The sequence below is a fragment of the Listeria farberi genome (assembly GCF_014229295.1).
GTDB lineage: Bacteria > Bacillota > Bacilli > Lactobacillales > Listeriaceae > Listeria > Listeria farberi.
Genome location: NZ_JAARZL010000001.1, coordinates 673,710 through 698,766, shown reverse-complemented (window position 1 = coordinate 698,766; position 25,057 = coordinate 673,710). Strand labels below are relative to the sequence as shown.

Sequence of the window (25,057 nt, the reverse complement as noted above, 5' to 3'; positions counted from 1 at the left end):
AATAAAATTAAAACATTCAAAAATAAAAACGCTCCACTCTTTAAATACGTTTACTCACCAGTAAATGCTCTCTAAAGAATGAGGTACGTCTTTACTTTGAACCTATTTAGTTCGTTTAATACAAATAAGTGTAAAGTCATCATGCAATTCAAAGTTTTGCATTTTGACTAATTGATCATAAATTGCGTGTACCATTTTTTCAGCTGATAATGAAATATGCGCTGCTATAATTTCTGTTAATTCATCTCGTTCGATAAATCCATTTGCTGTTCTAGTTTCAGTCACACCATCTGACATAATAAAAATAGCATCACCAACTTCAATTTTCTTATCAAATTGACGATAAACAGCATTTGAATCTACACCGAGGGGTAAACCTTTGGCATATAAATCAGAAAAGCTGTTTTCTTTATGTTGGTAATATAAACCTAGTTCATGTCCAGCAGAACCATATTCAAACAAATGCGTATCTTCATGATAAAGCCCATAAAACATCGTGATAAACATGTTATCATTAATGTTTTCTTCCGCTACTTGATTCAGTGTTTCTAGAACGATGGATGGCTTTCTATCGTCACCAGTCATCCCTGCTAAAGCATATTTTATCATCGAGATACTAAATGCAGCTGGGATTCCTTTACCAATAACGTCAGCGAGTGCAATACCTATCTGTTTATCGCCTTCTTCTGTAAAGCTATAGTAGTCACCACTCATTTGCCTTGCTGCGACACTTATCACGCCAAAATCAAGTGCATCGTGTTCTGGCACTTCTGTTTTCATTAAGGTTTTTTGCATATCCTCGGCTTGAGCAATTTCACTACGTAATGCTTTTTGTTCTGTTCTTAGACTCAGATGTTCCATATAAGCTAAGCCGTAACCCACCATTATTTCAAGTAAAACGTCAAATGATAATCGAACAAAATCTGGTAACTCTTTTCCGTAAAGTTCAAGAACCGAGCGATGTAAATGGACAATTTCTTCTGGTGATACGCGCTCTTCCATAGCTTCTCTGGATAATTTTTCGCAAGTATAAAGAATTTCTTCATCTTGGTGTTCTAAATATTGAATAAGAATATCACGGTATTTTCCTTCAAAAGCTTTTTCCATTTTTTCCTAGCGCTCCTTACCGAACCCATTTCGTTGTTGTGATTACCGTTCCTCTTGTGTCGCCTTCAATGCTGGATTCAATATCAAAACTGTCCATTAAACGTTTGACTCCTGGAAGACCTGCTCCAAGGCCGCCAGATGTTGTATAACCATCTTGCATTACTTTTCTAATATCTACAATTCCTGGACCTTTATCTTTGGCCACAATTATCATTCCTTGTTTACCGGATTCGCTCACTTTTTCGATGCAGATTTCTCCTCGTCCAGCATAAAGGAAAATATTTCTTGCTAGTTCACTAATGGCTGTTGTTATTCGTGCTTGGTCAACTGTTCCAAAGCCAATTTCTTTGGATATTTTTCTACCTAGTTGTCGTGCAGCCACAATGTCCCATTCATTAATTATCTTTACACAGGATTGGAATGTCATGTTCATTCCCCCAATTCCTGTTTAAGTTTTTCCAGACCACTTTCAAGATCCATCGCCGAAAGCACTCCACTAAACGTAATTCCGAGTTCAATTAGTGTAATCGCAACTGCTGGCTGTATCCCAGTTACAACCACTTTTGCACCCATCAGTTTAGACATACTTACTACATCTCCAAGAATTTTTGCAATAAAAGAATCAATAAAATCGATCGAAGTTATATCAATGACTACTCCTCTGGCCGACGTTTCATGGATTTTTGCAAGTAAATCTTCTTGGAATTCTACCGCAGTATGATCATCTAATTCACTCTGGATAGAAATTAATAAACATTCACCTAACTTTAAGATTGGTATCCCCACAGTATTCACCCCTCTTTTTCTACTATCTCTCTGTTCGTCAAGGCTAGCGCACGCTCCATGCCTTTTTTCATTGTGTTGGTCGTGATAATTTGATCTAATTCAATTCCTAAGTTAACGATAGTTTGCGCGATTTCTGGTCTAATACCTACAAGCATTGCCTGACAACCAACAAGTCTAACTGCCTCAGATGCTTGAATAATATGGTGCGCAACCATTGTATCAACAACAGGAACTCCCGTAATATCAATCAAAACCACTTCTGACCGATTTTTTACCACACCTATTAATAAATTTTCTATGATTAACTTCGCTCTTTCTGTGTCAATCGTTCCAATTAAAGGCATTACAGAAATTTTTTCAAATATTGGTAAAAGTGGTGCAGATAATTCCTGTAAAGCACTTTTTTGGATAGAAACTGTCTTTTCCCACGTATCCGCGTAGGCAGTGACCACTTTGTTATACATGGAGGAAAGCCATGTTTCAAAGCGATAATAGGCATCATCTTCTGGTTTTTCTTCTCTTTTTAAGAATAGATCTTCATCTCTCATTGCTGTATATACTAAAAGCCCGAAAACACGCAGGCCTGTGGTGACAAAATGAATTGGCCAACCTAAGTGGACCACTTTTTCTGCAAAATCATCTAGTTTTTCATTAAACTTCGAACCATTTTCAGTAATATTCGATACAATCAAATCCACGAATTCTTTGCTTGTTTCTTCGTACATCGGTTCTTGAGCGATGTCATTAATAAGCGGATCCGATTGGTTCTCCATTTCATTCATCCAATTATTTAGTAAGTCTTTTTTATTTGTACGGATGAAGTTTGCAAAATCTTTATACATCAGTTATTTTCCAACCTTTCTCCATTATTAACAAAATTTTCTCTATTATTATGCGGTTTGATTAACTATTCTTTAAAAAAAGACATTAGAAACAAATTTAGCGAATAGGTTAATTACGCGTTGTTTGTAGGTTTCTGATGCCCTTTCTACTTAGCTAGATTAGTTAATTATTTTCTTATGTATTAAATATCTTTTTTACGTCAGACCATTTGTCCTGCATTCATCATTATATGTTATTTCATTAGGATGGTTTAGAATTCTACTACTCCTAGACTGACTTCAAGTGCCTGATTTACCTTGGCCATTAATTCCTCGTCCAAATGTGTAATTTTGTCTGTCAGGCGTTGTTTATCAATCGTTCTAATTTGTTCTAATAGAATGACAGAATCTCTTTCAAAGCCGTCTTTACGAGTAGCTTCCACATGTGTTGGCAACTTCGCTTTTTGAATTTTTGCAGTTATTGCTGCCACAATCACAGTTGGACTGAATCTATTACCAATATCATTTTGAATGATGAGAACAGGCCTTATTCCCCCTTGCTCGCTTCCGACCACGGGGGAAAGGTCCGCGTAGTAAACGTCACCACGCTTCACCATCAGCCATTAACCTCCTAAAATACTAATATTCCTGTCTTCTGCTTCTGCTTCGACATGAGTACACTCGCACGCGATAGCGAAATTAATTGTTGCCATTTCCGCATAGCCGCGTTCCATCTCATCTCTTAATTCACGAGCTCTTTTCTCCTGTAAAAATTGTTGCGTTGCTTCCATTATAACTTCACTCCGCCCCATTTTTTCTTTTTCTACAACTACGTCGAGTTCTTGTACCATTTCCTGTGTCAGTTCTACGGATATTACCATCCGCTTTTCTTTCTCTAACACGTGTCACACCCCCAAAGCCTCGTACCTGTAAGTAACAACTATATCGTACCATTATCACGCCATGAAGAAAAGAGTTATTTCGCATTTTATTGTTAAGAATGTTACAGTTTTAGCTAAGGAACTCCCTTAAGTCCTATATATAGCTATAAAGTTTCATATGTTAGATTATAAACGTTTCTCTTAAAAAAAGCACGAATATTACCTTCTAATTGATGTATTTCCTTGGTATTCGCTCAGTTAATAAACAAGTAACTTCATAATTAATTGTGCCTAAATATTCTGCCGCATCATCTGCTGTTACTTTATTGCCTTTATCTGTTCCAATTATCGTTACTTTTGAACCAGTTTGAAATTCACGAGGAAGTTTTATGATAGTTTGATCCATACAAATCCTTCCGATAATTGGTGCCAACTCTCCTTCTACTAAAACATGAAAACCGCTGTAATGGCGAATAAGTCCATCTGCATAACCAATCGGTAACGTGGCGACCCATTCTTTTTCGGTAGCTGTATAAGTTGCACCGTAGCTAACACTATCGCCTGGTGCAAGTTCTTTTACATGAACCATTTCCGTATAAAGTGCAAGTGCTGGCTTAAGTTCAAAGGGTAAACTACTTTTAATTTCTGTGGAAGGTGTTAAACCATACATCGAAATGCCAAAGCGAATAGCGTCGAAATCAATTTGCGGTTGTAGCAATGAAGCTGCTGAATTTGCTGTATGAACAAATGTCGGGCGTGCTGTTAAACTTCTTAAAACAGCTTGAAATTTTGCTAACTGTTGTTCAAAATAACTTGTTTCTAATTGATCAGCTGTCGCAAAATGCGTATAAATACCCTCAAAAATCATTTGATGATTTAACGCTATGGTTGTTTCGATTCGCTGTGCTTCTTCTCTATTACGAATACCAAGACGCCCCATGCCACTATCTACTTTTAAATGAATCCGGAGTGGTGCCTCTAAAGTTAAATCATCCAACCAATCTTCTCTAAAAACAGTAACCGAGATATTATTTTTAGCAGCAAGATTGGCGTCTTCTTTTCTAGTTGCCCCTAAGACGAGAATAAATTCATTTCGAAACCCAGCTTCTCTTAATGCAAGAGCTTCATCTAAAATAGCGACACAAAAACCTTTTGCTCCTGCTTCTTTCGCTATATTGGCTGTTTCAATAATGCCATGACCGTAAGCATTCGCTTTTACAACGGCCCATAGTGCTACATTATCTGGTAATCTACTTTGCTCATTTTTTATATTTTCGCGAATTGCTGCGCGGTCAATTTCAATCCATGTCGGACGGTGCCAGCCTGTTACCACTATCGTTCACTTTCCTTTCTATTGTTCAATTATCACTTGAGCTGCGGCTGATCTGGCTGTATGGGTAATGCTCACAAAAACAGTTTCTCCTTGTTTTATTGGCATCGTTACGTGAGGTCGCCCATCTTCTACTTGTAAAATTTCTACATCAGTAAAACTTAAATGTTTACCAAATCCAGTTCCATTAGCTTTCGCATAAGCTTCTTTCGCTGCGAAACGTCCTGCTAAAAACTCAATTTTACGGCTACCTTCGTATTTTTCATATTGCTTAGCTTCTTTTTCTGTTAAGATACGTTCGATAAAACGTGGGTTCTTTTCGACCGCTTGCTTTACACGGTCTAAATCAATCATATCAAGTCCAATTCCTTTTATCATGTTACACCTCTTCTAAAAAATCTGCTAATTCAGTAACAGCAGTTTGTGCTCCAGCTATACAGTCAGGAATCCCCACACCTTCGTAACTCATACCTGCAAAATAAACACCTGGATAGTCTGTCTGGATGTTTTTTTTCAATTGTTTAAGACGGTCTTGGTGATCTACTAAATACTGCGGCATAGCAAATTTCATTCGACTTACTTCATAAAAAAGTGGTGCGGCATGTAGGTCCATTATTTCCGCATAGTCCGTTAGTACAGCAGTTACGATTGCTTCATCACTTGCTTGCTCTAGCCAAGATTCACCAGCTTTACCTACAAAGCCACGTAATAACATTTTATCTTTTGGTACCATGTGAGGCCATTTTTTTTGCACCCAAGTACAAGCAGTTGTTTTATACGGAGCGGTTCGAGCAACTAAATAACCTGTTCCATCCGGCAAAATTGGTACATCTTTTTCGTCGTAAGCTAACGAAACGGTCGCGAGTGTCGTTAGTGGTTGTCCTGCAAAAGGTGCTGTGGTTGTTTCTGCTAACAAATGAATCAGCGCATCATGTGTTGCTGCAATAATTACACCATCTGCTTCTTTTTTACCTCCATCAGCAAAAGAAATTTCATAAGAAGTATTTTTTTTCGTGATTTGTGTTGCTTGTTTTGTTGTGTGCAAGTTTTCAGTTGGCAGAGCGTCGGCAATCGCTTGTGGTAAACGGTCTAAGCCTCCTTCTAACGTTCGAAAGGCGCCAATGGTTCCTTTTGTGCCAGTTGTTTGCATACCACTCTCCTTCAAACCATCCATCAGATTTCCATATTTTTTAACGGTTTGTTCAAATTGTGGAAATGTAGCACGCAAACTCATTTTGTATATATCACCTGCGTAAATTCCTGATAAAAGAGGTTCAATGATTGTTTTCACTAATTCCTTACCGAAACGTGCTTCAAAGAATTCACCAAGTGGCTGATCTGTTTCTTGATTATTTGGTGCGATTGTTGGTTCTTGGAGTGCGCGCGCTTTGCCTATTTCAGAGATAAGTGTACTAGCTAGAAGTGCTTCTTTATCAGTTGGAATTCCCATCACAGAACCTTCTGGAATTGGATGAAGTGCTTTTTGATGATAAATATAAGACCTTCCTGTCGCATTGGCAATTAGTTTATCTTCGAGCCCTAAGTCCTTCACTAAGCCTACTCCAGCTGGCTTTCTAGCTAAAAAGGAATCTGGACCTTTTTCAATTATAAATCCGTCTCGTTTAACCGTTTCAAATTTCCCGCCAAATTTTTCGTCTTTTTCAACTAATTCCCACGTATAATTCGGATGTGTTTTTTGTAGTTCATAAGCTGCTGCAAGCCCCGATAAGCCGCCTCCGATAATGACTATATGTTTCACTACTTAACCAATCCTCTCTATCTACTATTCGTTTATTCTTTCTATTTTACCAGATTTCCGGATAATTGAACAAAAAATAAAAGAACAGCCACTTCCAAAAGTGCAGTTGCTCTGTTCAGCATGCTTTTGGAAATAGCATATTCTTTTTAATTCAATGTTTTTGATGGGCTATACCAGTTATAAACTTTAATAGCCAAATCTTGATTGATATAGCGAACATAAGCCTCGGCACTTGTACTGCCTGATTTCAGCCAGACATTTAAGTGTCTTGACCCACCTTTTTCCATCCAAATGCTTTGTCTCAAGCTTAAACCTTGGATTCGTTCTTTGCGGATAATATGGGTTAACTTGGAAAAAATAGGACGCGATTGAACAATGAGTGTGCGCTTATCAGTGAAAACTCCAGTCGCGCGGTAGCTGGCTATCGCTTTTACCCCAGCTAAAATTGGCAAAATAATACTAATTAAACCGAGCGGAAAAAATAAGATACTTGCTACAGCAGTCGGGATAATTGTCCAGATTAAGTAAATCTGTAAAAATCTACGCAAACTAGCTTTTGGAGGGCGTTCCATTTCTTCTATTTCAAATAAATAATCTGGTAGTATGTCTTTTAACGTTTTTAAGGCCAACTCTTTTTTCATGATTGGCAAAAGCAAAATGTCTCCGGATAGTTTTTCATCGCCTGAGTTACCAGCAGTAGTAACTTTGACCGCAACTAAGCCGAGCATTTGTCGCAGCGGTGATTCGATGATGGTAATTCCCTGAATCCGGGCAAGCGATATAGTTGTATGGTTTCGCTCTAATAAGCCTTTTTCCACGACAAGGGAATTGGGGTATTTCATTAGTTTGAATTGGAAATATTTGAAAAGGGTCGTAACAATCGAGATGCCCCATAATACTAAGAGAATCAAAACGATTAAGATAATCAATACAATTATTCCCATTTTCCATAATTGTTCTGCTTGAGCTTCCATCCAATCTGTCGGAATAACTTCGCGGAATTGTTGCATGAACGCTAGGACGATTAGGAGTGTTCCGAAAACCCCACCTGATGTTACGGCCATTAATATGAGTTGTTTCGTTTGTAACATCACCGTTTTTTCTGGTGCTTCTTCCATCTCAACTACTTCTACCTCAGGCTCTTCCGTTTCTTTCACTTCATCTTGTATGGCTGCTTTTTTCCCGTCGCGTAAATCTTTCAATTCGTCAACTACACCAACAGGAACGGCGACTAAATCGGCTTCTGCTTTTCCATTACCACCAGCTGTTTCGATTAAAATTTGGCAGACATTAAATGGGATAAAGAAAAACCATTGTTTCTTTTGGACGGTTTGAATGCGTTCATATGGTATGTATGTATTCTTTCGGAAAATCAAACCGTATTTAATACGAACCCCTTGGTCTTCAAGAGTGTATTTGTATGTTAAATATTTTAAAACCGCGGGGGTCAAAATGAGCAATATAACGATGACAATGATTAAATATACAGCCCATTCCGGCAAATAACCGTTACTATTAATCGCGCGAAAAACAGAAAACAAACCGACGACGATAGGAACAATATTTCGCCTTATATTTGTGATTATTTCTTTAATTAGGGCGATTGGGTGGAGGCGTCTTTCTTCAAACATCTTCTTTCGCCACCTTCACAAGTTCAAGGATATGATGTCTAAGCTCATCTGACTCGGACTCGTTTACCGCTTCAATCTTATGTGTTTTTGCAGCGGTTGTAATCGATAAGGAAACCAATTTTTGTCTTCTAAGTAATGGACCTTGCTCTGTCTCCACATGTTGAATCCGAATCATCGGAATTAACACACGACTTCTAAAAATAATACCATGCTGAATTTCCATTTCGTCTGGTTTAATTTGATAGCTCCACCGCGCAAAACGAAACGGAATAATGAATAAGTAAATGAAAGCCGCATAAAGAGCGGTCAAACCAAAGCCAATTGCGCTCCACCACACCGAAGCTCCTGTATAATACAAAATAATTGCTGCCGTTACTGAACAAATGAAAAAAGTAAAAATAGCAATTCCTTCTGTTTGCCGCCACACTGTTTTAATTTTCTCTGGCAATTTCTTTTCTAAATTTTCAAGTTCCATTACTCTACTCCTTTTTTCTTTTATCTTACGTTAAAACCATCCAAATTGGTAGCGATTTTTTAAATCTATCATGTTTTATTCATAATTTGTTCATATTTCTTTTTTATAATGAAAAAAGAAGAGGTGAGAATGATGAGGAAAAAAAGTTATATTCTATTAATAATTGCGCTTTTGTCGCTAACTTTAAACTGGCTTCCGGAAATTGCCCATGCGCAAAAAGAAGCAGCAAGCATCACTTATACAACCGCAACCACGAGCGAATTAATGGATATGTTTTTGACTTATTCCATTCAAAATCCTTATATCGAAACAACAAAAAACAGTGCGGAATTAATGTTTGTTACAGAGGAATCTGCAACCATCACTGCTAGAACAAATAATCAAACCCAAAATATTCCTGATAGGACCGAAAACCACCAATTCACATTAGAAAATCTACAACCCGGCAATAATTTAGTTACAATTACAGCAACTATGGCAAATGGAACAATTGAAAGCAAAACAATTACGATTAACCTTCCACAAAAACCAAAGAAAGATTCTAAATCGTTTCATAATCATTCTAAAAACCAACAAGTGACGCATCGAAAAAATGGGCATTTATTATAATAAAAAGGAAGCACTTTAAATAAAATAAGTGCTTCCTTTTCTTTAATTCTTACGCCCAAATGTAAAACCAAGCGCTATTATGCTTAAGCCTGTTACAAATGGGATAAGTGGGCTCGAATCTCCAGTATGAGGTAAAGTCCCTGTTGCGTTTACGACACCGTCGACTCTTGTTGTACTAGTCACTTTTTGCACTGGTGGAACAGTAATTTTTGATAAGAGTGTTTTTTCAATCGTTAATTGTAATTTTTGGCCAGCCTGTAACGTATCAGAAGTAAGGTTGTTCCAGTCTTTAATTTCTGCAACAGTGACATCGAACTTATTAGCTACTCCTGGTAACGTATCGCCATCTTTCACTTTATAAATGACTTTGATTTTGCCATTTTGTTCAGAATCTTTAACAATTTCAAGTGGTCCAAAATCTGTTTGGACTGTTTTTTCAATTGGCTGCTTTTCAGCTGGTATAAATGGTGGTTCTTCTTTGACCGGGGGCGCTGGTGGCGTTCCTGTTCCTTGTCCACCACTTCCGTAATCATTAACAGTTGCGTTTCTTGACACAGCGTCTAGGTTATCACCAAATAGTGTCGCTTTATTCGTATAGCTTTTTTGTTTCGTTGTTATTTTCGTATCATAAGTAATGACGACGGATTGATTATTTAATGTTCCAATAGATAATTCAAAATTGCGGTCAACATCCAGAGCGATTGGTTGGATATTAGTAGTTATGACTTTTTTATTCGCATCACGGTATTTGATTGTCGCGCTTCCAAGCAGATTTTGCCCTGAACCGAGTGTGTCCGTATAGACTGCATTGTCAATAGGTGTCAGCGCATTGTTTAAAGTAACAGTCCAATGTAAGATACTTGTGTCTTTACTATCCATTCTTCCTTGTTTAAAGACGATAGTTGGCGAACCGGTTCCACCGCCAGTATTTACTTTGCTAATAAAAGCATTTATCGTTTGGGTCGTATTTTTCACAGGAAAAGAAATTGGATTTACTTGATCCGTTTGTATATTTTTGCTGTTAAATGTTGCGTTATAATAAAGGCTACCACTTAAATCAGTATGTGTATTTACATAGTCAGTAAAAGTTAATGTAATCGTTCCTGTTGCTGGATCAATTGTTGCATTAGCAATAGTGTTCCCATGCGTATCCATGAGCGGAAAACCACCAAAATTAATTAATTTCAGCTGATTAGGGATAGTGAGTGTCATCGTCTCTCCACTTTTAACCGGTTGTGTAATAACAAAATCATATCCCACTCGTACCCTGCTGTTTTCTTTAAAGTTTGTTGTCTGTTCCCCGTTTTGATTTTGTAAAGATACTTTAGTAAAAAAACTGCTCCCGTAATCTGTTGCAGCTTCAGCTTTTGGACTTAAAAAGCCACTTACAATTAAAAATATGATTGCAAAAATCAGCCATCTTCTTTTCATTTATTTCATTCCCCCTTAAAACATCTATCTTTCTAGTTCCCACAACTTGCTTGTTAAAAACCGTACATAGATTTTTCTCTACAAAAAAACGCCAGAACAGTTCTGACGTTTTTTTGTTTACAACTCTAATAAATACTGATAACTTGCATTTAATGTTTCGAACATGTCTCTTCTGGATTTATCTTGCTCAATGCAATAGTACTCGACTCCGTTTTCTTCGCCCCAATTTATAATAGCACGAAAATCTACTTCACCTTGTCCTATTTCCACTAAATTATTATCCATATCTTTTAAATCAAAACCGCTCACAAAATCTTTCATATGAATAATTGGCGCACGGCCACTATAACGTTTAATAAATTCTGTTTCCTCATGTCCAGCTGCGCGAATCCAATAAGTATCAGGTTCTGCATAGATACAAACACCATTAACTGGATCCGTCATGTAATCCATCACTCTGCGTCCATTGATGCATGCATTAAAATCGTATTCTGGATTATGAAGTCCGATGCGAAAACCAAGTGTGTGTAACTTTTCCGCAGTGGCAATTAGCGTTTCTTTTGTTCGAGTGTAACCTGCAGTTGTTTGGTCTTCTTCTTCGATATATTTATCAAAAATGGTTTTACAACCAAAGTAATAGGCTTCTTCAATAATTCCATCCAAGTCATTCATAAAACGATTGTGCTTAATGTGCATACCAATTACTTTTAGCTCATACTTTTGAAGTAATCGTAAAACCTCTGATGGTTTATTGCCACGCATACCATCAAGTTGTACATATTGAAAACCGATTTCCCGAATTTTCCGGAGCGTTCCTTCTAAGTCCCGCTCCATTTCTTTTCTTACAGAATAAAGTTGGACTGCAATTTTTTCTTTTATATCCATTTTCTCTCCGCCTTTCCTTATGCCTTTAAATCAAGCCAAGCTATCTCTGCTTGTGTTAACTCGATTTTCGCTGCCGAAACAGAAGACTGAAGTTCAGTGGCATTTTCTGGACCGATGACTGCAGCTGTTGGGAATGATTGCGTTAGGACATAAGCGAGCGAAATTTGGATAGGTGTGCAACCTTTTTGTTTAGCTAGTTGTTTGGCGCGGCTGTATCTTTCCCAGTTCGCCTCACTATAATAAACTTCGACCATTTCCGTGTCACTTGTGTCTTCTTTCGTAAATCTTCCTGAGAAAAATCCACCAGCTTGTGATGACCAGGAAAATAGCGGCAATCCAGTTTCCTCATGCCAACGAACCATAGCTTCATTTGCTGAAACGCAATTTTCCCAGCGTGGTCGATTCACTTTTGCCAAGCTGAAATTAGGACTGTTAAAGCTTAGTGGCGTTAAGCCGTGACTGACTATATATTCATTTGCTTCAATAATACGCGGCAACTCCCAGTTAGAAAGTCCAATGGCATAAACCCGGCCTTCTTCCACTTCTTGATGCATCGCTTCCATGATAGGCCCCACTTCGACTTCCGGATTATCACGATGAAGTGCGAATAATTCAACATGATCAGTTTGTAATGTATCTAAACTAACGGAAATGTCTTCATGAATTGCTTCCGCCGTAACGCGAGGTACCTTACTTGCTTCTCGTACTGGATGACCGCCTTTCGTTTGGATAATGATGCTCTCTCGATTTCCTCGCGCTTTCATCCAGGTGCCAATCGCTTTTTCACTATAGCGATAATGACGCGCCGTATCAAAAATATTTCCGCCCAATTCAAAATACTGATCCAGCACCGGACCCGCAAAATCCATATTATCTGCACGTAAAAAGTCTCCAGCCCCCATCACTAAATTAGAGCATGCTATCTCGATTTTTCGTCCATCTTTTCTGCCTTCTACGATAATTTTTTCCATTATGATTTCACCCCACTTGCGGCAATTTTGTCGACTACAAGAGTGGTATTTGCTTCTTTTACTAGAGTTGCTGGAATTGCTACAGTGGGGGCTTTTTCCACTACTTGTTTCACGATGTCTACCTTTTTCTCTCCGGTTGCCACTAAATAAATTTCTTTCGCAGCTAAGATTTGTTGCATACCAAGAGAAATCCCGTGGGTTAATGGCAAAGCTGTATCAAAATATTTGCTCATTACGCGTTTTGTTACATCATCTAGTTTTACCACATGGCAGTTCACATCTACAGGTACAAATGGTTCATTAAAACCGATATGTCCGTTTAGACCGATTCCTAACAAAATAAAATCTATCCCACCACGCGTTTCAATAAATTGGTCCACACGAGCACATTCGGCTGTTAAATCAGTCGCTTTTCCATCAAAAAAGCAAATTTGCTCATTAGAAACATTCTCGAGACGGTCAAAAAATGCATCATATAATGTTTGGATACAACTACCTTTTGTTTCTCGTCCAAGACCAACCCATTCATCCAAGCCAACAAATTGTGTCTCACTAAAATCTACTTCGCCCACTTGATTAGCTTTAATAAGTGCTTCTATGGTTAATAAAGGCGTATCCCCGCCAGCGATACAAATTAAGCTGGCTGGTTTTTCTTTTACCAATTCAATGATTTTTTGGCTCACTGTTTTCGCCACAAGTTGCTCATTTTCGTTAATAAGTAGTTTCATTTTTAAATCAACCTTTCTTTATTAGAAATCCAAGTCTAGCGCATCATGAGCAGCTTGGCGTTCTGATACGACAGTTTCTTCTTTAATCAAACTCTTTTCATACATCTTGAAGAATGGATAGTACATACAAACGGCTGCTGCGAGAACGAAGATGATTAATATAATTGCACGCCAGTCCATTGTCGCTAAATACTGTGCGAGCGGGATTGGTGTACCACCAACATTCGCAATCGGTGGACGAACCCAACCGAAATGGAATACAAACCATTGTCCTACCGCTAAAATTGGCGTTCCAAGTACGAACGGAATAAATAAATAAGGATTAAAACAGATTGGAAGTCCAAATACAACTGGCTCGGAAATAGTGAAAATTGCTGGAACGACAGAAACTTTTCCGACTGCTTTTAGTTCTCTTGATTTACTAAATAGTGCGAGGATTACTAATGCACCAGTAATACCAGAACCAGAGAATCCCATGAAATAATCCCAGAAATTTGGCGCAAATACGTGAGGAATTGGTTCTCCCGCCGCATAAGCAGCAGCGTTCGCTCCTAAATATTGTGTCATAAATGGAAGCACAAAACCAATCAAAATCGCATAACCATTTAGACCAATAAACCAAAATAGCATTTCAAGAAAACAAATTAGGAATACAGCGTAAGGTGTGTCGATACTATTAATCGCAGGAGCTAGCATCGTCGTGAAGGCTTCTGGAATGATTTGTCCACTCGTTACACTTTGCATTAAAATACTAAGCCCAACAGCACTGAACAACAACACTACTAACGGAATAATCGCTTCAAAAGTAGTTGCAATCCCAGCTGGTAAACCTTTAATTCGAATCGTAATATTTTTTCTAATAAATAAACCAATAAGTTCTACAGAAATCAGTGCTGCAAATATCGCAATAAAGAGTCCTCTTGAATCTAGAAATTCTGTATTAAGAACCCCATCAACCATTTTCGTATTAAGGATGAGTGTTACCATCACAGCAGCCATCACACTATGTAACACAGGGACTTTCATTTGTTTCGCGTGGCTGTAGGAAATTGTTATAGCAGCATAGATCGATAATAACCCAAACGTAAATTGAAACGGTAAATTAAGCGCTGCTGCATTTTGAACAAAAAATTCTTTTACAACAGAACCCGCTGGAAACATATTCCCGATTGCTGAGATGATCAGCGAAAATGATCCAATAATTAAAACCGAGATCAATGCAATCATCCCATTTTTTATTGAGGAAATATGACGTTGTTTTTCAATTCTAGCTGCGACTGGTTCAAAATATTTCTCCATAAAAGCAATAAAACGATTCATAAAAGATTGTTTGTTTTTACTCGACATGTTGTTTCCCTCCACTTTTTTATTTGTTCATTTTAAGGATAATCGCGTCTTTTAAAATGTTTGCGCCGTTAACTGTGCCGTAATCTTTCGTATCGATGACTTGGATTGGTTTATTGTATTCTGCAGCAATTTCACTTAAATGTTTTAGCTGGTGTTTAATTTGAGGACCGACTAAAATAACGTCAAAATCTTCAATATGTTCACGTAATTCCCCTGCTGGATGTGCCTCGATTTTCACATCTGTGTTCTTTAGTTTTTCACTATTTTGCGCAATTTCTTTCATTTTTGTGACCATTACTCCGGTAGATGCACCTAGATTACATACTAAAAGTACATGTAGTTGATTCATTTCCATTTATTTTTCCTCCTCTTTTCTTAATGATTTCATTTCTTGATGCATTTCGATCATTTCACGAATTAAAGTGGAAGCTAAGATAGTGTTCATCAAAGTATCTTGCGCATGTACGAGTAAAACGGAAAAACTAGCTTGTTCTCCTCTTGTTTCTTGAATAAGCATTTCTGTTTGTACTTTATGCGCTTCAATCATTAGGTCATCTGCTTCTTTTAAAAGTTGTTCTACTAGTTCTGCATCTGATGCTTTTGCAGCCTGCAAAGCTTCAATTAATTTAGAAAACGAATCCCCCGCTAGTGATATTAATGAAAACGATATTTTTTCTATGTCCATTATGAAACCCTCTCTCATTCAAAGATAGCTGACTTAACGTAATGATAAATATCACGTTTTGAGCTAGCCATTTTAATTTTTTGCATTTTTTCTTCATTCAGCGCTAACTTCATTAATTGTTCCACGATTAAGTGCGCTTCTTTTGTTTTTAAAGCTAGTGTAAATATGACGTGAACAGGCTTTTCGTATCTATCAAAAAACATAATCCCGTCCTCAATTATCGTCACCCCTATACCGTCCATCAAAACGCCATCACTTGCCCCTGCGTGCGCAATCGCCACACCCGGCGCAACTACCATATATGGCCCATAAACTTTTAAATTATGAATGATTTTTTCATGATAACTAGGCTCAATTACCCCGAGTTGCTCCATACATTTCGTTCCGAGTTTAATTGCTTTTCGCCAAGTCGGACAATTTTCTTCCATAATGATAGCCTCTTCTGTAAATTGAAATGGTGGGATAATTTTCCTTGGCGCCTCTCTCTCGTCTGATATAAGCGCTTCCAATAAATCGAATTCTAATTTACTTAAATTATTAATTTGTGTATTTTCAGCAATAATCGCTAAAATTTTACTAAATTTGTTAATAATTTGCTTATCACTTTTGACTAGTTTCATACGCAAATGTTTTTGCAGTAATTCCATATCTTCTTTTTGCAAGTAACTATTAATTCTGAGTATTTTAGCATCTTGCATATCTGGTAAATCCACCGTACTAATCACAAAGTCAAAATCCTTCATCATATCACGCTTAAATTTTCTAAGACCGATTGTCTGAACCGATTCAAATTCAAACATTCGTTTTAACTGAATCGCAATCATATTTGACACCGCGACACCTTCTGGACAAATAATCAATAAGTTTGGCTTCATTTCAATGGTTTGTCTATTTCGCTGTACCTCAGATGCAAAGTAAATCGCTAAAAATGATATTTCTTGTGAACTGACAGAAATTGGCAATACCGACTTCAATGCTTCCAAACTCTCCTTCACCCGCATAAAAATTTCACGATTATCACGCATAAATTCATTAAAAATCGGATTCTCGATAATGACACCAGCTCGAACACGCCGAATCATTAACTTGATATGCGCCTTCATTTGCGTAAAAAAATCCGTATCACCATGCACAAAATCTACTTGATAGATTTCACCCATTTTTTCGCAAATGCCTCTTACAAAAGCTTCAATAATAGCTTCATCTTCACTCCCATATTGGTACTGCTTGAGCGAGCCAATAATCGTTTCTAGCGCTTTATCTAGCTCATCTGTCACCGCAAAATCCGCTGTAAACTTGAAATCAGGTTTCGTTTCATGTTGTTTTAGTAAAATAGCAAGTAATGTAAGATAAAGTTGCTCATCCATCGCACGAGTCATATTCTCCTCAACCGAATGCGCCTCGCGATTTACTTCCTGCAAAATTTCCAATTCGAAAAGGTTATAAAAAAATAACTCTCCTTTTTTAGATAAGCTATTTTCCGAATCTAAAAACTGATAAAATTCGCGGATGTTAATAAAACGCAAGAAGCTCCGAGCAAAAAGGGACGTTTTCGTAATTAAATTTCCAGTCACTAGAAAGCCATGGCGCGGTTGGTGGGACAAATCCAAATTATTTAAAAAAAGTTCCCCTTCAATTGCGCGTAGATGATTTAACACAGAAGATCTTGAAATAAAAAGAACTTCTTCAAAATATGTAACCGGAAGCACTTCTTCACTCAATAGCAGCTTTAAAAGTAAAAATTGCTGTACTTCTTCTTGGCTGTAACGATAATTTTTCGGCGTGATTTGTTGTTTGAACTTACTCACCACTGGATTTATAATGTTCTTTTCTGGAAGTAGCACCCCTTTCCTCGTATGTCTGATAAGAGCTGGTAACGTTTGCTCATGGAGGAAAACATCGATTTTTTCCAAACTATAACGAACACTACGCTCCGAACAACCAAGCGCGTTAGAAATATAACCAATATTTTTAAAATCTTCCTGCTCCATAAGAAAATCTAAAATTTGAATACACTGCTGATTTAGTTTCATCAGGTATCACTCCTCTTTCTAAATTCAATTTATCATTTTCATGATAGGGCTTACAATAAGCTATATAGCTATTTTTGTCAGACCTGTCAGGACAAAAAAACTATCCATTTTACTATAACTGTAAAAAAACCTCGCTGGAATAGGTCAGATCTACCGAAAGCACCAAAAAAGCCTTCTACATTCCCTGTAAAAGGCCTATTATTTGAATTATTTATCTTTTTTCATATAAAAAGTTAAAATAATTGCGATGAAAACCATTAAAAATCCGACAATTGGCGTATAACTTAAACCAATATACTCAGTAACTAAACCACCGATAAATGCTCCTAGTGCAATTCCGATATTAAATGCAGAAATATTAAGCGCAGAAGCCATGCTCACCGTTTCTGGCAAATACCGTTCTGCTAATTGCACCACATAAAGTTGCAAACCAGATACATTCATAAACGCGAAAAATCCCATTAGCATAATAGTAATTAAACCTAAAATAGCATTTCCTGAAGTGAATTGAAGTAATAACAACGTCACACCTTGTAAGCTAAACATAATGAAAAGTGCTTTGGCAGGACGCTCATTCGCAAAATGCCCACCAATCGTATTCCCAATCGCAACCATCACACCATAAACAATCAGTAAAATAACTATCATACTTGTCGAATATCCCATATTGCTAAACATTGGGGATAAATACGTATAAACAACAAAAGTACCACCATACCCAAACGCCGTCATGAGTAACACCATCACGATTTTTTTATTAACTAATAATTGCCCAATCGATTTAAATGAAATATTACTCGCATTAGATAAATTTTTTGGAACTAAAAAGAAGTTAGCAATAATCGCAATCACGCCTATCGCAACAATAAACAGAAACGACATCCGCCAGCCAAATAGTTGTCCGATAAACGTCCCAAGTGGCACCCCAGTAACTGTCGCCACGGTCAGCCCCGTAAACATTACCGCAATCGCGCTCGCACGTTTACTCGGATGAACTACATCTGCCGCGATAACCGAAGCAATCGACATAAATACCCCATGTGCAAATGCCGCCACTACGCGACCAGTAAGGAGCATTCCAAAACTTACAGCAAAAGCCGAGACAAGATTCCCAATCAGAAATACTAACATTACTATTAATAGTAGGTTTTTTCGGTTCATCTTTGCCGTCATTGTGGTTAAAACTGGCGCCCCAACCATTACACCAAGGGCATAAATCGATACTGTCAAACCAGCTGTACTAATTGATACACCCATACTAGAAGAAATCAGTGGAAGAAGCCCTACACTAATAAATTCCGTTGAACCAATCCCAAACGCACTAATTGCTAGCGCCAAAAGCGTCAAATTAGGATTTACTTTTTTCATATCCACGTTATTTCCCCCTAAAAATTGCAAATTGTTTCGTTCTGTTATACAGTATCTTATATGCTGTATAAAATAACAAGAAGGTACTTAAAAGTCATATAGATACTAAAAAGTGCCTATAGGAGGATAATTATGCCCAAAGTATATAATATTGGTGTCGAAGCTACACTTGAAGTTATAGGCGGTAAGTGGAAGCCAGTCATCCTTTGCCATTTACGCGAAGGCAAAAAACGAACTGGCGAATTAAAACGACTCATCCCCAACATCACACAAAAAATGCTCACACAACAATTGCGCGAGCTGGAAAAATCTGGAGTTATTATTCGTAAAGTCTACGAGCAAATCCCACCAAAAGTGGAGTATTCATTAAGCGAGTATGGTGAGTCTTTATCGGAAATCTTGAATAAACTTTGCTTATGGGGCGAAAACCATGTCGATCTTTTGCTTACTAAGAATGAAGATATTGTTCTTCTTAACCGCGATTAAGGAAAAACAGCCATCTTTTTAGATGGCTGTTTTTTAATCGATCATTTTTCGAAAATTTAACCGTTTATTTAATAGATACATTAATGGAATCCCAACACCCATTACGATGAATTCACTTGCAGCCGTTGTTGCCCAAGTAATTAGGAACGGTAAGTCAAAAACGATTACTAGCTCCCAAGCGATAATTGCCATCGTTAGCGAGAAAAGAATCGTATTAATAATCATCCGCGGAATAATTCCTTTAACGTATTTAGAAATGCCAATCATTAGTAAAAGGGAAATAGCTGATTGTGCGACGCCAAAAACTAAATCAATCCAACCTAATCCGGAAAAGAACAAATTCGTAATAAAAACCCCTACGATAACGCCCCAGAAGTATTTTTTATTAAAGACGATTAGGTGGTTAAAGATTTCTGGTATTCTAAATTGTAATGCCATAAATCCAATTGGTGCGACAATCATCCCGAGCACTACATACAGTGCGGCGATAATTGCATTCACCGTCAAAATTTTCATTTTCATTATTTTTCCTCCTAGTTTTTTTACGTGGGATGGTATGAATGAACCACGTGTGGCAATTTTGCCAACATGCTATTTTCTCATATTTGGAAGTTAATGTAAATGAATTATTGCACATAAAAAACGGCTACTTAGAGTATAGCCGTTTTTTATCTGCTATGTGTCACCATTCAACCTTTTACCTACAAAATAAAGAACTACCGATAAAATTACTAATGAAATAAATCCTATATTTTTAGGGAGAATTTCTTTAATGACAATGAAGTAAGTCCACCCTAAAACGATGATTGCTACTACAATATATTCGGTAATTTTGTTTATCTTCATGACGAGCGCCACACTCCCGTATCCCTAACATTAGTATTTATAAAAAAATAGACTGTAGATAAAGTTAAAAACTTCTTTATCTACAGTCTATCTATATGGTAACTATTTGTCTAATAATCTTATTTAGATTTTTGTGAGTAGTTGCCTTTGTTGCCGCCGCTGCGTTGTTCTCCGCCACCACTACGACGATCACGATTGCCGCCACCGCCAGAACCGCTTCCGCCGCCGCTACGACGACCTTTGCCGCTGTTGTTACGATCGCGGTAGCTTCCGCCTTTGCCGCTTCCGCCGCGATAGCCGCCACCTTTGCCGCCTTTACCATTTTTACCTTTGTAGCCACCGCCACCACGGGATGGTAATGGACGTTCTTCAGTAATATGGACAGGAGTTTTATCTGGTTCTTTCGCTAACATTTTAAGCATTGCTGCTGCGATGTCAGTTGCATCGTATTTTTCAAGAAGTTCGTTAGCAAACGTTTTGTAGTCAGCTAAGTTTTCTTCTGTGATTGCTTCTTGAATTTTTTCAGTTGCTACGCGTAATTGGCCTGCAAATGCTTCGTCCCATGTAGGAGCTTGAAGGGGTTGCATACGTTTTTTCGTAGTTTCTTCCACAATACGTAGATAACCCATTTCACGAGGTTGTACGAATGTAATCGCCATACCTTCTTTACCAGCACGACCAGTACGACCGATACGGTGAACATAGCTTTCTGGGTCTTGTGGAATGTCATAGTTATATACATGTGTTACGCCGGAAATATCAAGTCCACGTGCTGCTACATCTGTTGCAACTAGAACATCAATTTTTCCTTCTTTAAATTTGCGTAGTACGCTCATACGTTTTGCTTGCGTTAAGTCACCGTGGATACCTTCAGCCACGTAACCACGCATATCAAGCGCGCGAGATAGTTCGTCTACACGACGTTTCGTACGACCGAAAACAATTGCTAGTTCTGGTGCTTGAACATCTAATAAACGAGATAATACGTCAAATTTTTCTTTTTCATGCACTTTTACGAAGAATTGTTCGATTAATAGTGCAGTCATTTCTTTCGCTTTAATGCGAATAAGTTCTGGACTGTGCATGAAACGTTCACCAATACGGCGAATCGGGTCAGGCATTGTTGCAGAAAATAGTAAAGTTTGACGTTCTGCTGGTACTTCTTTTAGAATAGTTTCGATATCATCAATGAAGCCCATGTTTAGCATTTCGTCTGCTTCATCTAGTACAAGTGTTTCCACGTGATCTAGTTTCAGTGTGCGACGGTTAATATGATCCAAAATACGTCCTGGCGTACCAACTACGATTTGTGGGTTTTTCTTAAGTGAACGGATTTGACGGCTGATATCACTACCACCGTAAACCGCTAGCACACGTACATGTTTGTCATAGCTAAGTTTATAAAGCTCTTCTGAAACTTGGATTGCAAGTTCACGTGTTGGAGCAATAATTAAAGCTTGTACGTTGTTACTCTTTTGGTCAATTTTGTGAATCATTGGAAGACCAAAAGCGGCTGTTTTACCAGTACCTGTTTGTGCTTGCCCGATTAAGTCTTTACCTGCTAGTCCTAGTGGAATTGTCTTTTCTTGGATTGGTGTTGCTTCTTCAAACCCCATCCGATTTACTGATTTTACAATTTTTTCGTCCAGTCCGAACTCCGAAAATTTTGTCAATGTCATTTCTCCTTTACCTGTTTAAAGTTTGGTAGGAGAGCTACTTTTATAATTCATCACAATACGCTTATTACGATTGTTTGTCTGTTCATTTGCAGTTGTTTTATGAAAACTGCTATCTTTCATTTTCATTTTTCTGCAATAGAAAAGCCTGGGCGCACCAAGCAAAATGATTCACGGCATCAGAAAATTTCTCTGCCATTATAGCAGTTCTAACGCATCAAATAAAAAAGCCCTCATTAATCACTAGGCTAAATATAAACCTAATAAACTTCCATCTAACATCATAACACACTAACTATTTCTTTTCAATGTCAAAACCTTATCTTTCCACGCTATTATCGAATAAAAAAAGTTATTTCTTTTTAAATGTACGCTTATCAGCTGTTTTTAGTTATTTATAATTTTAAAATAGCTGGAAATCATCCGAAAACGATTTCCAGCTATTTATTAATTCCATAAGGCTAATACACGTTCTTTTAAGTTATTCATTGCTTTTTCTGCGCTTTCTTCTGTTTCAGCAAGTGTTTGGAAATAGATTTTACATTTCGGTTCTGTTCCAGAAGGTCGGACAGCGAACCACGATTTGTCTTTTAAATAAAATTTTAATACATTTTCTTGGGGTAACTTGATATTTGTTATTTCTTTTGTGAGAAGATTTGTTCGCTTGCTAGTCAGAAAATCTTCTACAGCCACTATTTCTGGTAAAAAATGGGGGTCTTTTCGTAAAGTGTTTATCATTTGGTTCATTTTTGCTCTACCATTACTATCTTCAAGTATGATAGTGTGCAAATATTCTTTGTAATAGCCATATTTTTCATATAAAGAATTTAGTTTTTCAAGAAGCGTCGTTCCTTCTTTTTTACAGAAAAGGGCCATTTCTGCAGTAAGTAATGCTGCTTGTACTGCATCTTTATCACGGACAAAAGGAGCAATTAAATAACCATAACTCTCCTCATAGCCAAAAATAAAATTAGCTTGTGTCTCTTCCATTTCGGCTATTTTTTCACCAATAAATTTGAAACCGGTCAGTGTTTGGACGTGACGAATGCCAAATTGACTTGCTATTTTGCCACCTAAATCTCCAGTGACAATCGTATTAATCATCGTATCCTCTTTCGTTACACGCTCTTTCGCAGACAAAATATAATCTAATAGCAAAGCACCAAGCTGGTTTCCAGTTAAAATTTGATACTCATTTTGATTGGTTAAAACTGCTACCCCGAGTCTGTCAGCATCCGGATCAGTTGCTAAAATTATATCCGCTTGCATTTTTTTTGCTTGCAGTTTGGCTAATTCAAAACTATTTTCTTCTTCTGGATTAGGCGAAACAACCGTTGGAAAATTTCCGTCTGGCTCACTTTGTTCTTGAACAAGTAAAGTATTTGAAAAGCCATTTTCTACTAAACCTCTCATCACAAGTTCTTTTCCAGCCCCGTGAAGTGGTGTATAGCAAATCTCTAGTTCATTTCCATAATCAGCAAGCAATTCTGGACGAGAAATCACTTTAGTTAAAGCTTGTAAATAAGCATCATCCATTTCTTTTCCAATGGTAGTCACGAGTAAATTCGGTAATTCTCGTACTGGTATACGAAAAATATCCGTTATTTTATTTAAATAGCTGGTAATTTCCTGTGCCGCACCTAGTGTGATTTGACATCCATTCTTATCATAAACTTTAAATCCATTATAAATAGAAGGATTATGGCTTGCAGTAATCACTACTCCGGCAAAGGATTTTGTTTCTCGAACGCAAAAAGAAAGTGCTGGCGTTGGACGAATTGTATCTGATAAATAAACTCGAATACCCAGCGCTGACAATACTTTCGCCGTTTCAGCCGCAAAAACATCTGAATTATTTCTAGAGTCGTAAAAGATTGCGACGCCCTTCTCTTTACCTCCATTTGCTGCTACATACTCGCCTAATCCACTTGCCATTCGCCTGATTGTAAAAAGATTGATGCGATTCGAGCCCAGGCCCATTTTACCACGCATTCCGCCTGTTCCAAATGTTAAGTACCCTTCAAAGCGCTCCTGTTCATGTTCCACTCGTTTCAATTCATTTCGCCATTCATCAGATAAATCGGCATTTTTCCACGCATTCAAATAGTTTTGCCAAGTCATTTAGCTTCCACTTCTAACTGATGTAAAATTTCACTGATTTTCATATCGCAACCTGCCATAGAAGTATCAGCTACTCCGTAATACATGTGTAACGTGTCGCCTTCTTGAACGGCTCCACAAGCAAAAACAACATCGCCAAAGAAACCATTTTTTTCATAATCAGCCACTGGTTCTAAAATCGGAGTTTTCGTTCTTTTCAGCACAATGGTTGGGTCATTTAAGTCAAGCAATGCCGCGCCCATTACGTAACGATTCTCTTCAGTTGCACCATGATATAAAATCAACCAACCCTCTTCTGTTTTGATTGGGACACAACCACCACCAACGCGACCACTATCATATTCACCAGGACGAATACCAAGTAAATGACGATGATCACCAAAACTACGTAAATCTGGTGAAGAAGCAATCCAAATATCTAAGTTACCGATACTTTTCAAACTTGGACGATGTAGTGCATAATATTTCCCATTAATTTTTTCTGGGAAAATAAGTACATCTTTATTTTCAGGAGCAAAAATATTGCCTTGATACTCCAAATTTTCAAAGTCTTTTGTTGTAACTAATGCATCTGCTACACCAAACTCAGATACAGCACTAAAATTCACATGATAAGTATCCCCGATTTGTGTCACACGAGCATCTTCAATCCCAAATGTCTGATATTCATTAAAAGGGTATAAAAAAGGTTTTTCATCTAAAGTAAAATGATGACCATCTTTACTACGAGCGATTCGAATATAAGAAAGCGAAGTTAAATAAGAAAATCCTTCTAGTTTTGCTTTATTTCGAATCATTCGCGGATCTTCAAAATCATAATTTTCATCATCTAAACGGAAAGAGTGTAATTCTAATTCTTTGTTATTCGCATTATAAACTGGAGCTAGAACTACTTCTGGGTCTTCACTAACTGGTTTTTCCGCTACACGAAGAAGCAAAAGTACTTCGCCATTATACTCGGCAACACCTCCGTTAAACGCGCCAATTACTTCAAAACCTTCATGAATTGGTTTTACGTCTAATGGGGTAATTAATGGGTTTTCTTTATAACGATAAATGTTCATTTTTATACAAAACTCCT

27 protein-coding genes are annotated in these 25,057 nt (G+C 37.5%); 2 read left to right on the top strand and 25 right to left on the bottom strand.

What is annotated here, in order from left to right:
* Positions 1-102: 102 nt before the first annotated feature.
* The 11 genes from HCB38_RS03370 to HCB38_RS03320 all read right to left on the bottom strand — a co-directional run bounded on the left by HCB38_RS03370 (position 103) and on the right by HCB38_RS03320 (position 8,790).
* Positions 103-1,107, bottom strand: coding sequence for a PP2C family protein-serine/threonine phosphatase (locus HCB38_RS03370; RefSeq protein ID WP_185318321.1), 1,005 nt, complete (start codon positions 1,105-1,107; stop codon positions 103-105).
* Positions 1,108-1,123: 16 nt separating this feature from the next.
* Positions 1,124-1,534 carry an anti-sigma regulatory factor gene (locus tag HCB38_RS03365; protein ID WP_010990667.1) on the bottom strand — a complete coding sequence of 137 codons (411 nt, stop codon included), beginning with the start codon at positions 1,532-1,534 and terminating at the stop codon, positions 1,124-1,126.
* 2 nt (positions 1,535-1,536) lie between these two features.
* The gene (gene rsbS, locus HCB38_RS03360) at positions 1,537-1,893 is read right to left on the bottom strand and encodes an STAS domain-containing protein (protein ID WP_003721457.1); all 357 of its coding nucleotides are present in this window, start codon (positions 1,891-1,893) and stop codon (positions 1,537-1,539) included.
* Positions 1,894-1,898: 5 nt separating this feature from the next.
* A complete protein-coding gene (gene rsbRA / locus HCB38_RS03355) occupies positions 1,899-2,735 on the bottom strand; it encodes an RsbT co-antagonist protein RsbRA (protein ID WP_185318320.1) in 837 nt (278 codons plus the stop codon).
* 251 nt (positions 2,736-2,986) lie between these two features.
* Positions 2,987-3,334 carry a type II toxin-antitoxin system PemK/MazF family toxin gene (locus HCB38_RS03350; RefSeq protein WP_010990666.1) on the bottom strand — a complete coding sequence of 116 codons (348 nt, stop codon included), beginning with the start codon at positions 3,332-3,334 and terminating at the stop codon, positions 2,987-2,989.
* 3 nt (positions 3,335-3,337) lie between these two features.
* Positions 3,338-3,616, bottom strand: a complete 279-nt coding sequence (locus tag HCB38_RS03345; RefSeq protein WP_003746456.1) for a CopG family ribbon-helix-helix protein — start codon at positions 3,614-3,616, stop codon at positions 3,338-3,340.
* A gap of 205 nt (positions 3,617-3,821) precedes the next feature.
* Entirely contained in the window at positions 3,822-4,928 is a 1,107-nt protein-coding gene (gene alr, locus HCB38_RS03340) for an alanine racemase (RefSeq protein ID WP_185637556.1), read from the bottom strand.
* Positions 4,929-4,946: 18 nt separating this feature from the next.
* Positions 4,947-5,303 carry a holo-ACP synthase gene (gene acpS, locus HCB38_RS03335; protein WP_185318318.1) on the bottom strand — a complete coding sequence of 119 codons (357 nt, stop codon included), beginning with the start codon at positions 5,301-5,303 and terminating at the stop codon, positions 4,947-4,949.
* Position 5,304: 1 nt separating this feature from the next.
* The gene (gene hemG / locus HCB38_RS03330) at positions 5,305-6,684 is read right to left on the bottom strand and encodes a protoporphyrinogen oxidase (protein WP_185637554.1); all 1,380 of its coding nucleotides are present in this window, start codon (positions 6,682-6,684) and stop codon (positions 5,305-5,307) included.
* A 146-nt stretch (positions 6,685-6,830) separates the two neighbouring features.
* Positions 6,831-8,315 carry a PH domain-containing protein gene (locus HCB38_RS03325; RefSeq protein ID WP_185637552.1) on the bottom strand — a complete coding sequence of 495 codons (1,485 nt, stop codon included), beginning with the start codon at positions 8,313-8,315 and terminating at the stop codon, positions 6,831-6,833.
* Positions 8,308-8,790: a PH domain-containing protein gene (locus HCB38_RS03320; protein ID WP_185637550.1), complete on the bottom strand. Its 483-nt coding sequence runs from the start codon at positions 8,788-8,790 to the stop codon at positions 8,308-8,310. Before HCB38_RS03320 ends, HCB38_RS03325 begins: the two co-directional genes overlap by 8 nt.
* 132 nt (positions 8,791-8,922) lie before the next feature.
* Between HCB38_RS03320 and HCB38_RS03315 the strand changes: the two genes are divergently transcribed.
* The gene (locus HCB38_RS03315) at positions 8,923-9,399 is read left to right on the top strand and encodes a hypothetical protein (protein ID WP_185637548.1); all 477 of its coding nucleotides are present in this window, start codon (positions 8,923-8,925) and stop codon (positions 9,397-9,399) included.
* 42 nt (positions 9,400-9,441) lie between these two features.
* Here HCB38_RS03315 and HCB38_RS03310 read toward each other — a convergent pair whose 3' ends face one another.
* From HCB38_RS03310 to HCB38_RS03270, 9 genes are all read right to left on the bottom strand, one after another.
* Positions 9,442-10,830, bottom strand: a complete 1,389-nt coding sequence (locus HCB38_RS03310; protein WP_185637546.1) for a collagen binding domain-containing protein — start codon at positions 10,828-10,830, stop codon at positions 9,442-9,444.
* Positions 10,831-10,947: 117 nt separating this feature from the next.
* The gene (locus HCB38_RS03305; protein ID WP_185637544.1) at positions 10,948-11,715 is read right to left on the bottom strand and encodes a sugar phosphate isomerase/epimerase family protein; all 768 of its coding nucleotides are present in this window, start codon (positions 11,713-11,715) and stop codon (positions 10,948-10,950) included.
* A gap of 17 nt (positions 11,716-11,732) precedes the next feature.
* The gene (locus tag HCB38_RS03300) at positions 11,733-12,686 is read right to left on the bottom strand and encodes an aldo/keto reductase (RefSeq protein WP_185637542.1); all 954 of its coding nucleotides are present in this window, start codon (positions 12,684-12,686) and stop codon (positions 11,733-11,735) included.
* Positions 12,686-13,414 (bottom strand): glucosamine-6-phosphate deaminase, encoded by a 729-nt coding sequence (locus HCB38_RS03295; protein ID WP_185637540.1) that lies wholly within the window; start codon positions 13,412-13,414, stop codon positions 12,686-12,688. Before HCB38_RS03295 ends, HCB38_RS03300 begins: the two co-directional genes overlap by 1 nt.
* Positions 13,415-13,435: 21 nt before the next feature.
* Positions 13,436-14,761: a PTS sugar transporter subunit IIC gene (locus HCB38_RS03290; protein WP_003766107.1), complete on the bottom strand. Its 1,326-nt coding sequence runs from the start codon at positions 14,759-14,761 to the stop codon at positions 13,436-13,438.
* A 19-nt stretch (positions 14,762-14,780) separates the two neighbouring features.
* On the bottom strand, positions 14,781-15,116 hold the full coding sequence (locus HCB38_RS03285) for a PTS sugar transporter subunit IIB (RefSeq protein ID WP_185318310.1): 336 nt from the start codon (positions 15,114-15,116) through the stop codon (positions 14,781-14,783).
* Positions 15,117-15,446, bottom strand: coding sequence for a PTS lactose/cellobiose transporter subunit IIA (locus HCB38_RS03280; protein WP_185318309.1), 330 nt, complete (start codon positions 15,444-15,446; stop codon positions 15,117-15,119). It lies immediately after the preceding gene.
* A gap of 14 nt (positions 15,447-15,460) precedes the next feature.
* Entirely contained in the window at positions 15,461-17,479 is a 2,019-nt protein-coding gene (locus HCB38_RS03275; protein ID WP_185318308.1) for a BglG family transcription antiterminator, read from the bottom strand.
* 207 nt (positions 17,480-17,686) lie between these two features.
* Positions 17,687-18,853: an MFS transporter gene (locus HCB38_RS03270; RefSeq protein ID WP_185318307.1), complete on the bottom strand. Its 1,167-nt coding sequence runs from the start codon at positions 18,851-18,853 to the stop codon at positions 17,687-17,689.
* Between the two features lie 126 nt (positions 18,854-18,979).
* Between HCB38_RS03270 and HCB38_RS03265 the strand changes: the two genes are divergently transcribed.
* Positions 18,980-19,333, top strand: coding sequence for a winged helix-turn-helix transcriptional regulator (locus HCB38_RS03265; RefSeq protein WP_185318306.1), 354 nt, complete (start codon positions 18,980-18,982; stop codon positions 19,331-19,333).
* Between the two features lie 33 nt (positions 19,334-19,366).
* Here the strand turns inward: HCB38_RS03265 and HCB38_RS03260 are convergent, their stop codons facing one another.
* The 5 genes from HCB38_RS03260 to HCB38_RS03240 form a co-directional block, all read right to left on the bottom strand.
* Complete coding sequence (locus HCB38_RS03260) at positions 19,367-19,855, bottom strand: QueT transporter family protein (protein WP_185318305.1); 489 nt, start codon at positions 19,853-19,855, stop codon at positions 19,367-19,369.
* Positions 19,856-20,008: 153 nt separating this feature from the next.
* The gene (locus HCB38_RS03255) at positions 20,009-20,179 is read right to left on the bottom strand and encodes a hypothetical protein (protein ID WP_185318304.1); all 171 of its coding nucleotides are present in this window, start codon (positions 20,177-20,179) and stop codon (positions 20,009-20,011) included.
* A 119-nt stretch (positions 20,180-20,298) separates the two neighbouring features.
* Entirely contained in the window at positions 20,299-21,852 is a 1,554-nt protein-coding gene (gene cshA / locus HCB38_RS03250) for a degradosome RNA helicase CshA (protein ID WP_003740508.1), read from the bottom strand.
* A gap of 450 nt (positions 21,853-22,302) precedes the next feature.
* Entirely contained in the window at positions 22,303-23,976 is a 1,674-nt protein-coding gene (locus tag HCB38_RS03245) for a phospho-sugar mutase (RefSeq protein ID WP_185637538.1), read from the bottom strand.
* The gene (locus HCB38_RS03240; RefSeq protein ID WP_185318302.1) at positions 23,973-25,040 is read right to left on the bottom strand and encodes a BtaManbiosPhlase; all 1,068 of its coding nucleotides are present in this window, start codon (positions 25,038-25,040) and stop codon (positions 23,973-23,975) included. Before HCB38_RS03240 ends, HCB38_RS03245 begins: the two co-directional genes overlap by 4 nt.
* Between the last annotated feature and the right edge of the window lie 17 nt (positions 25,041-25,057).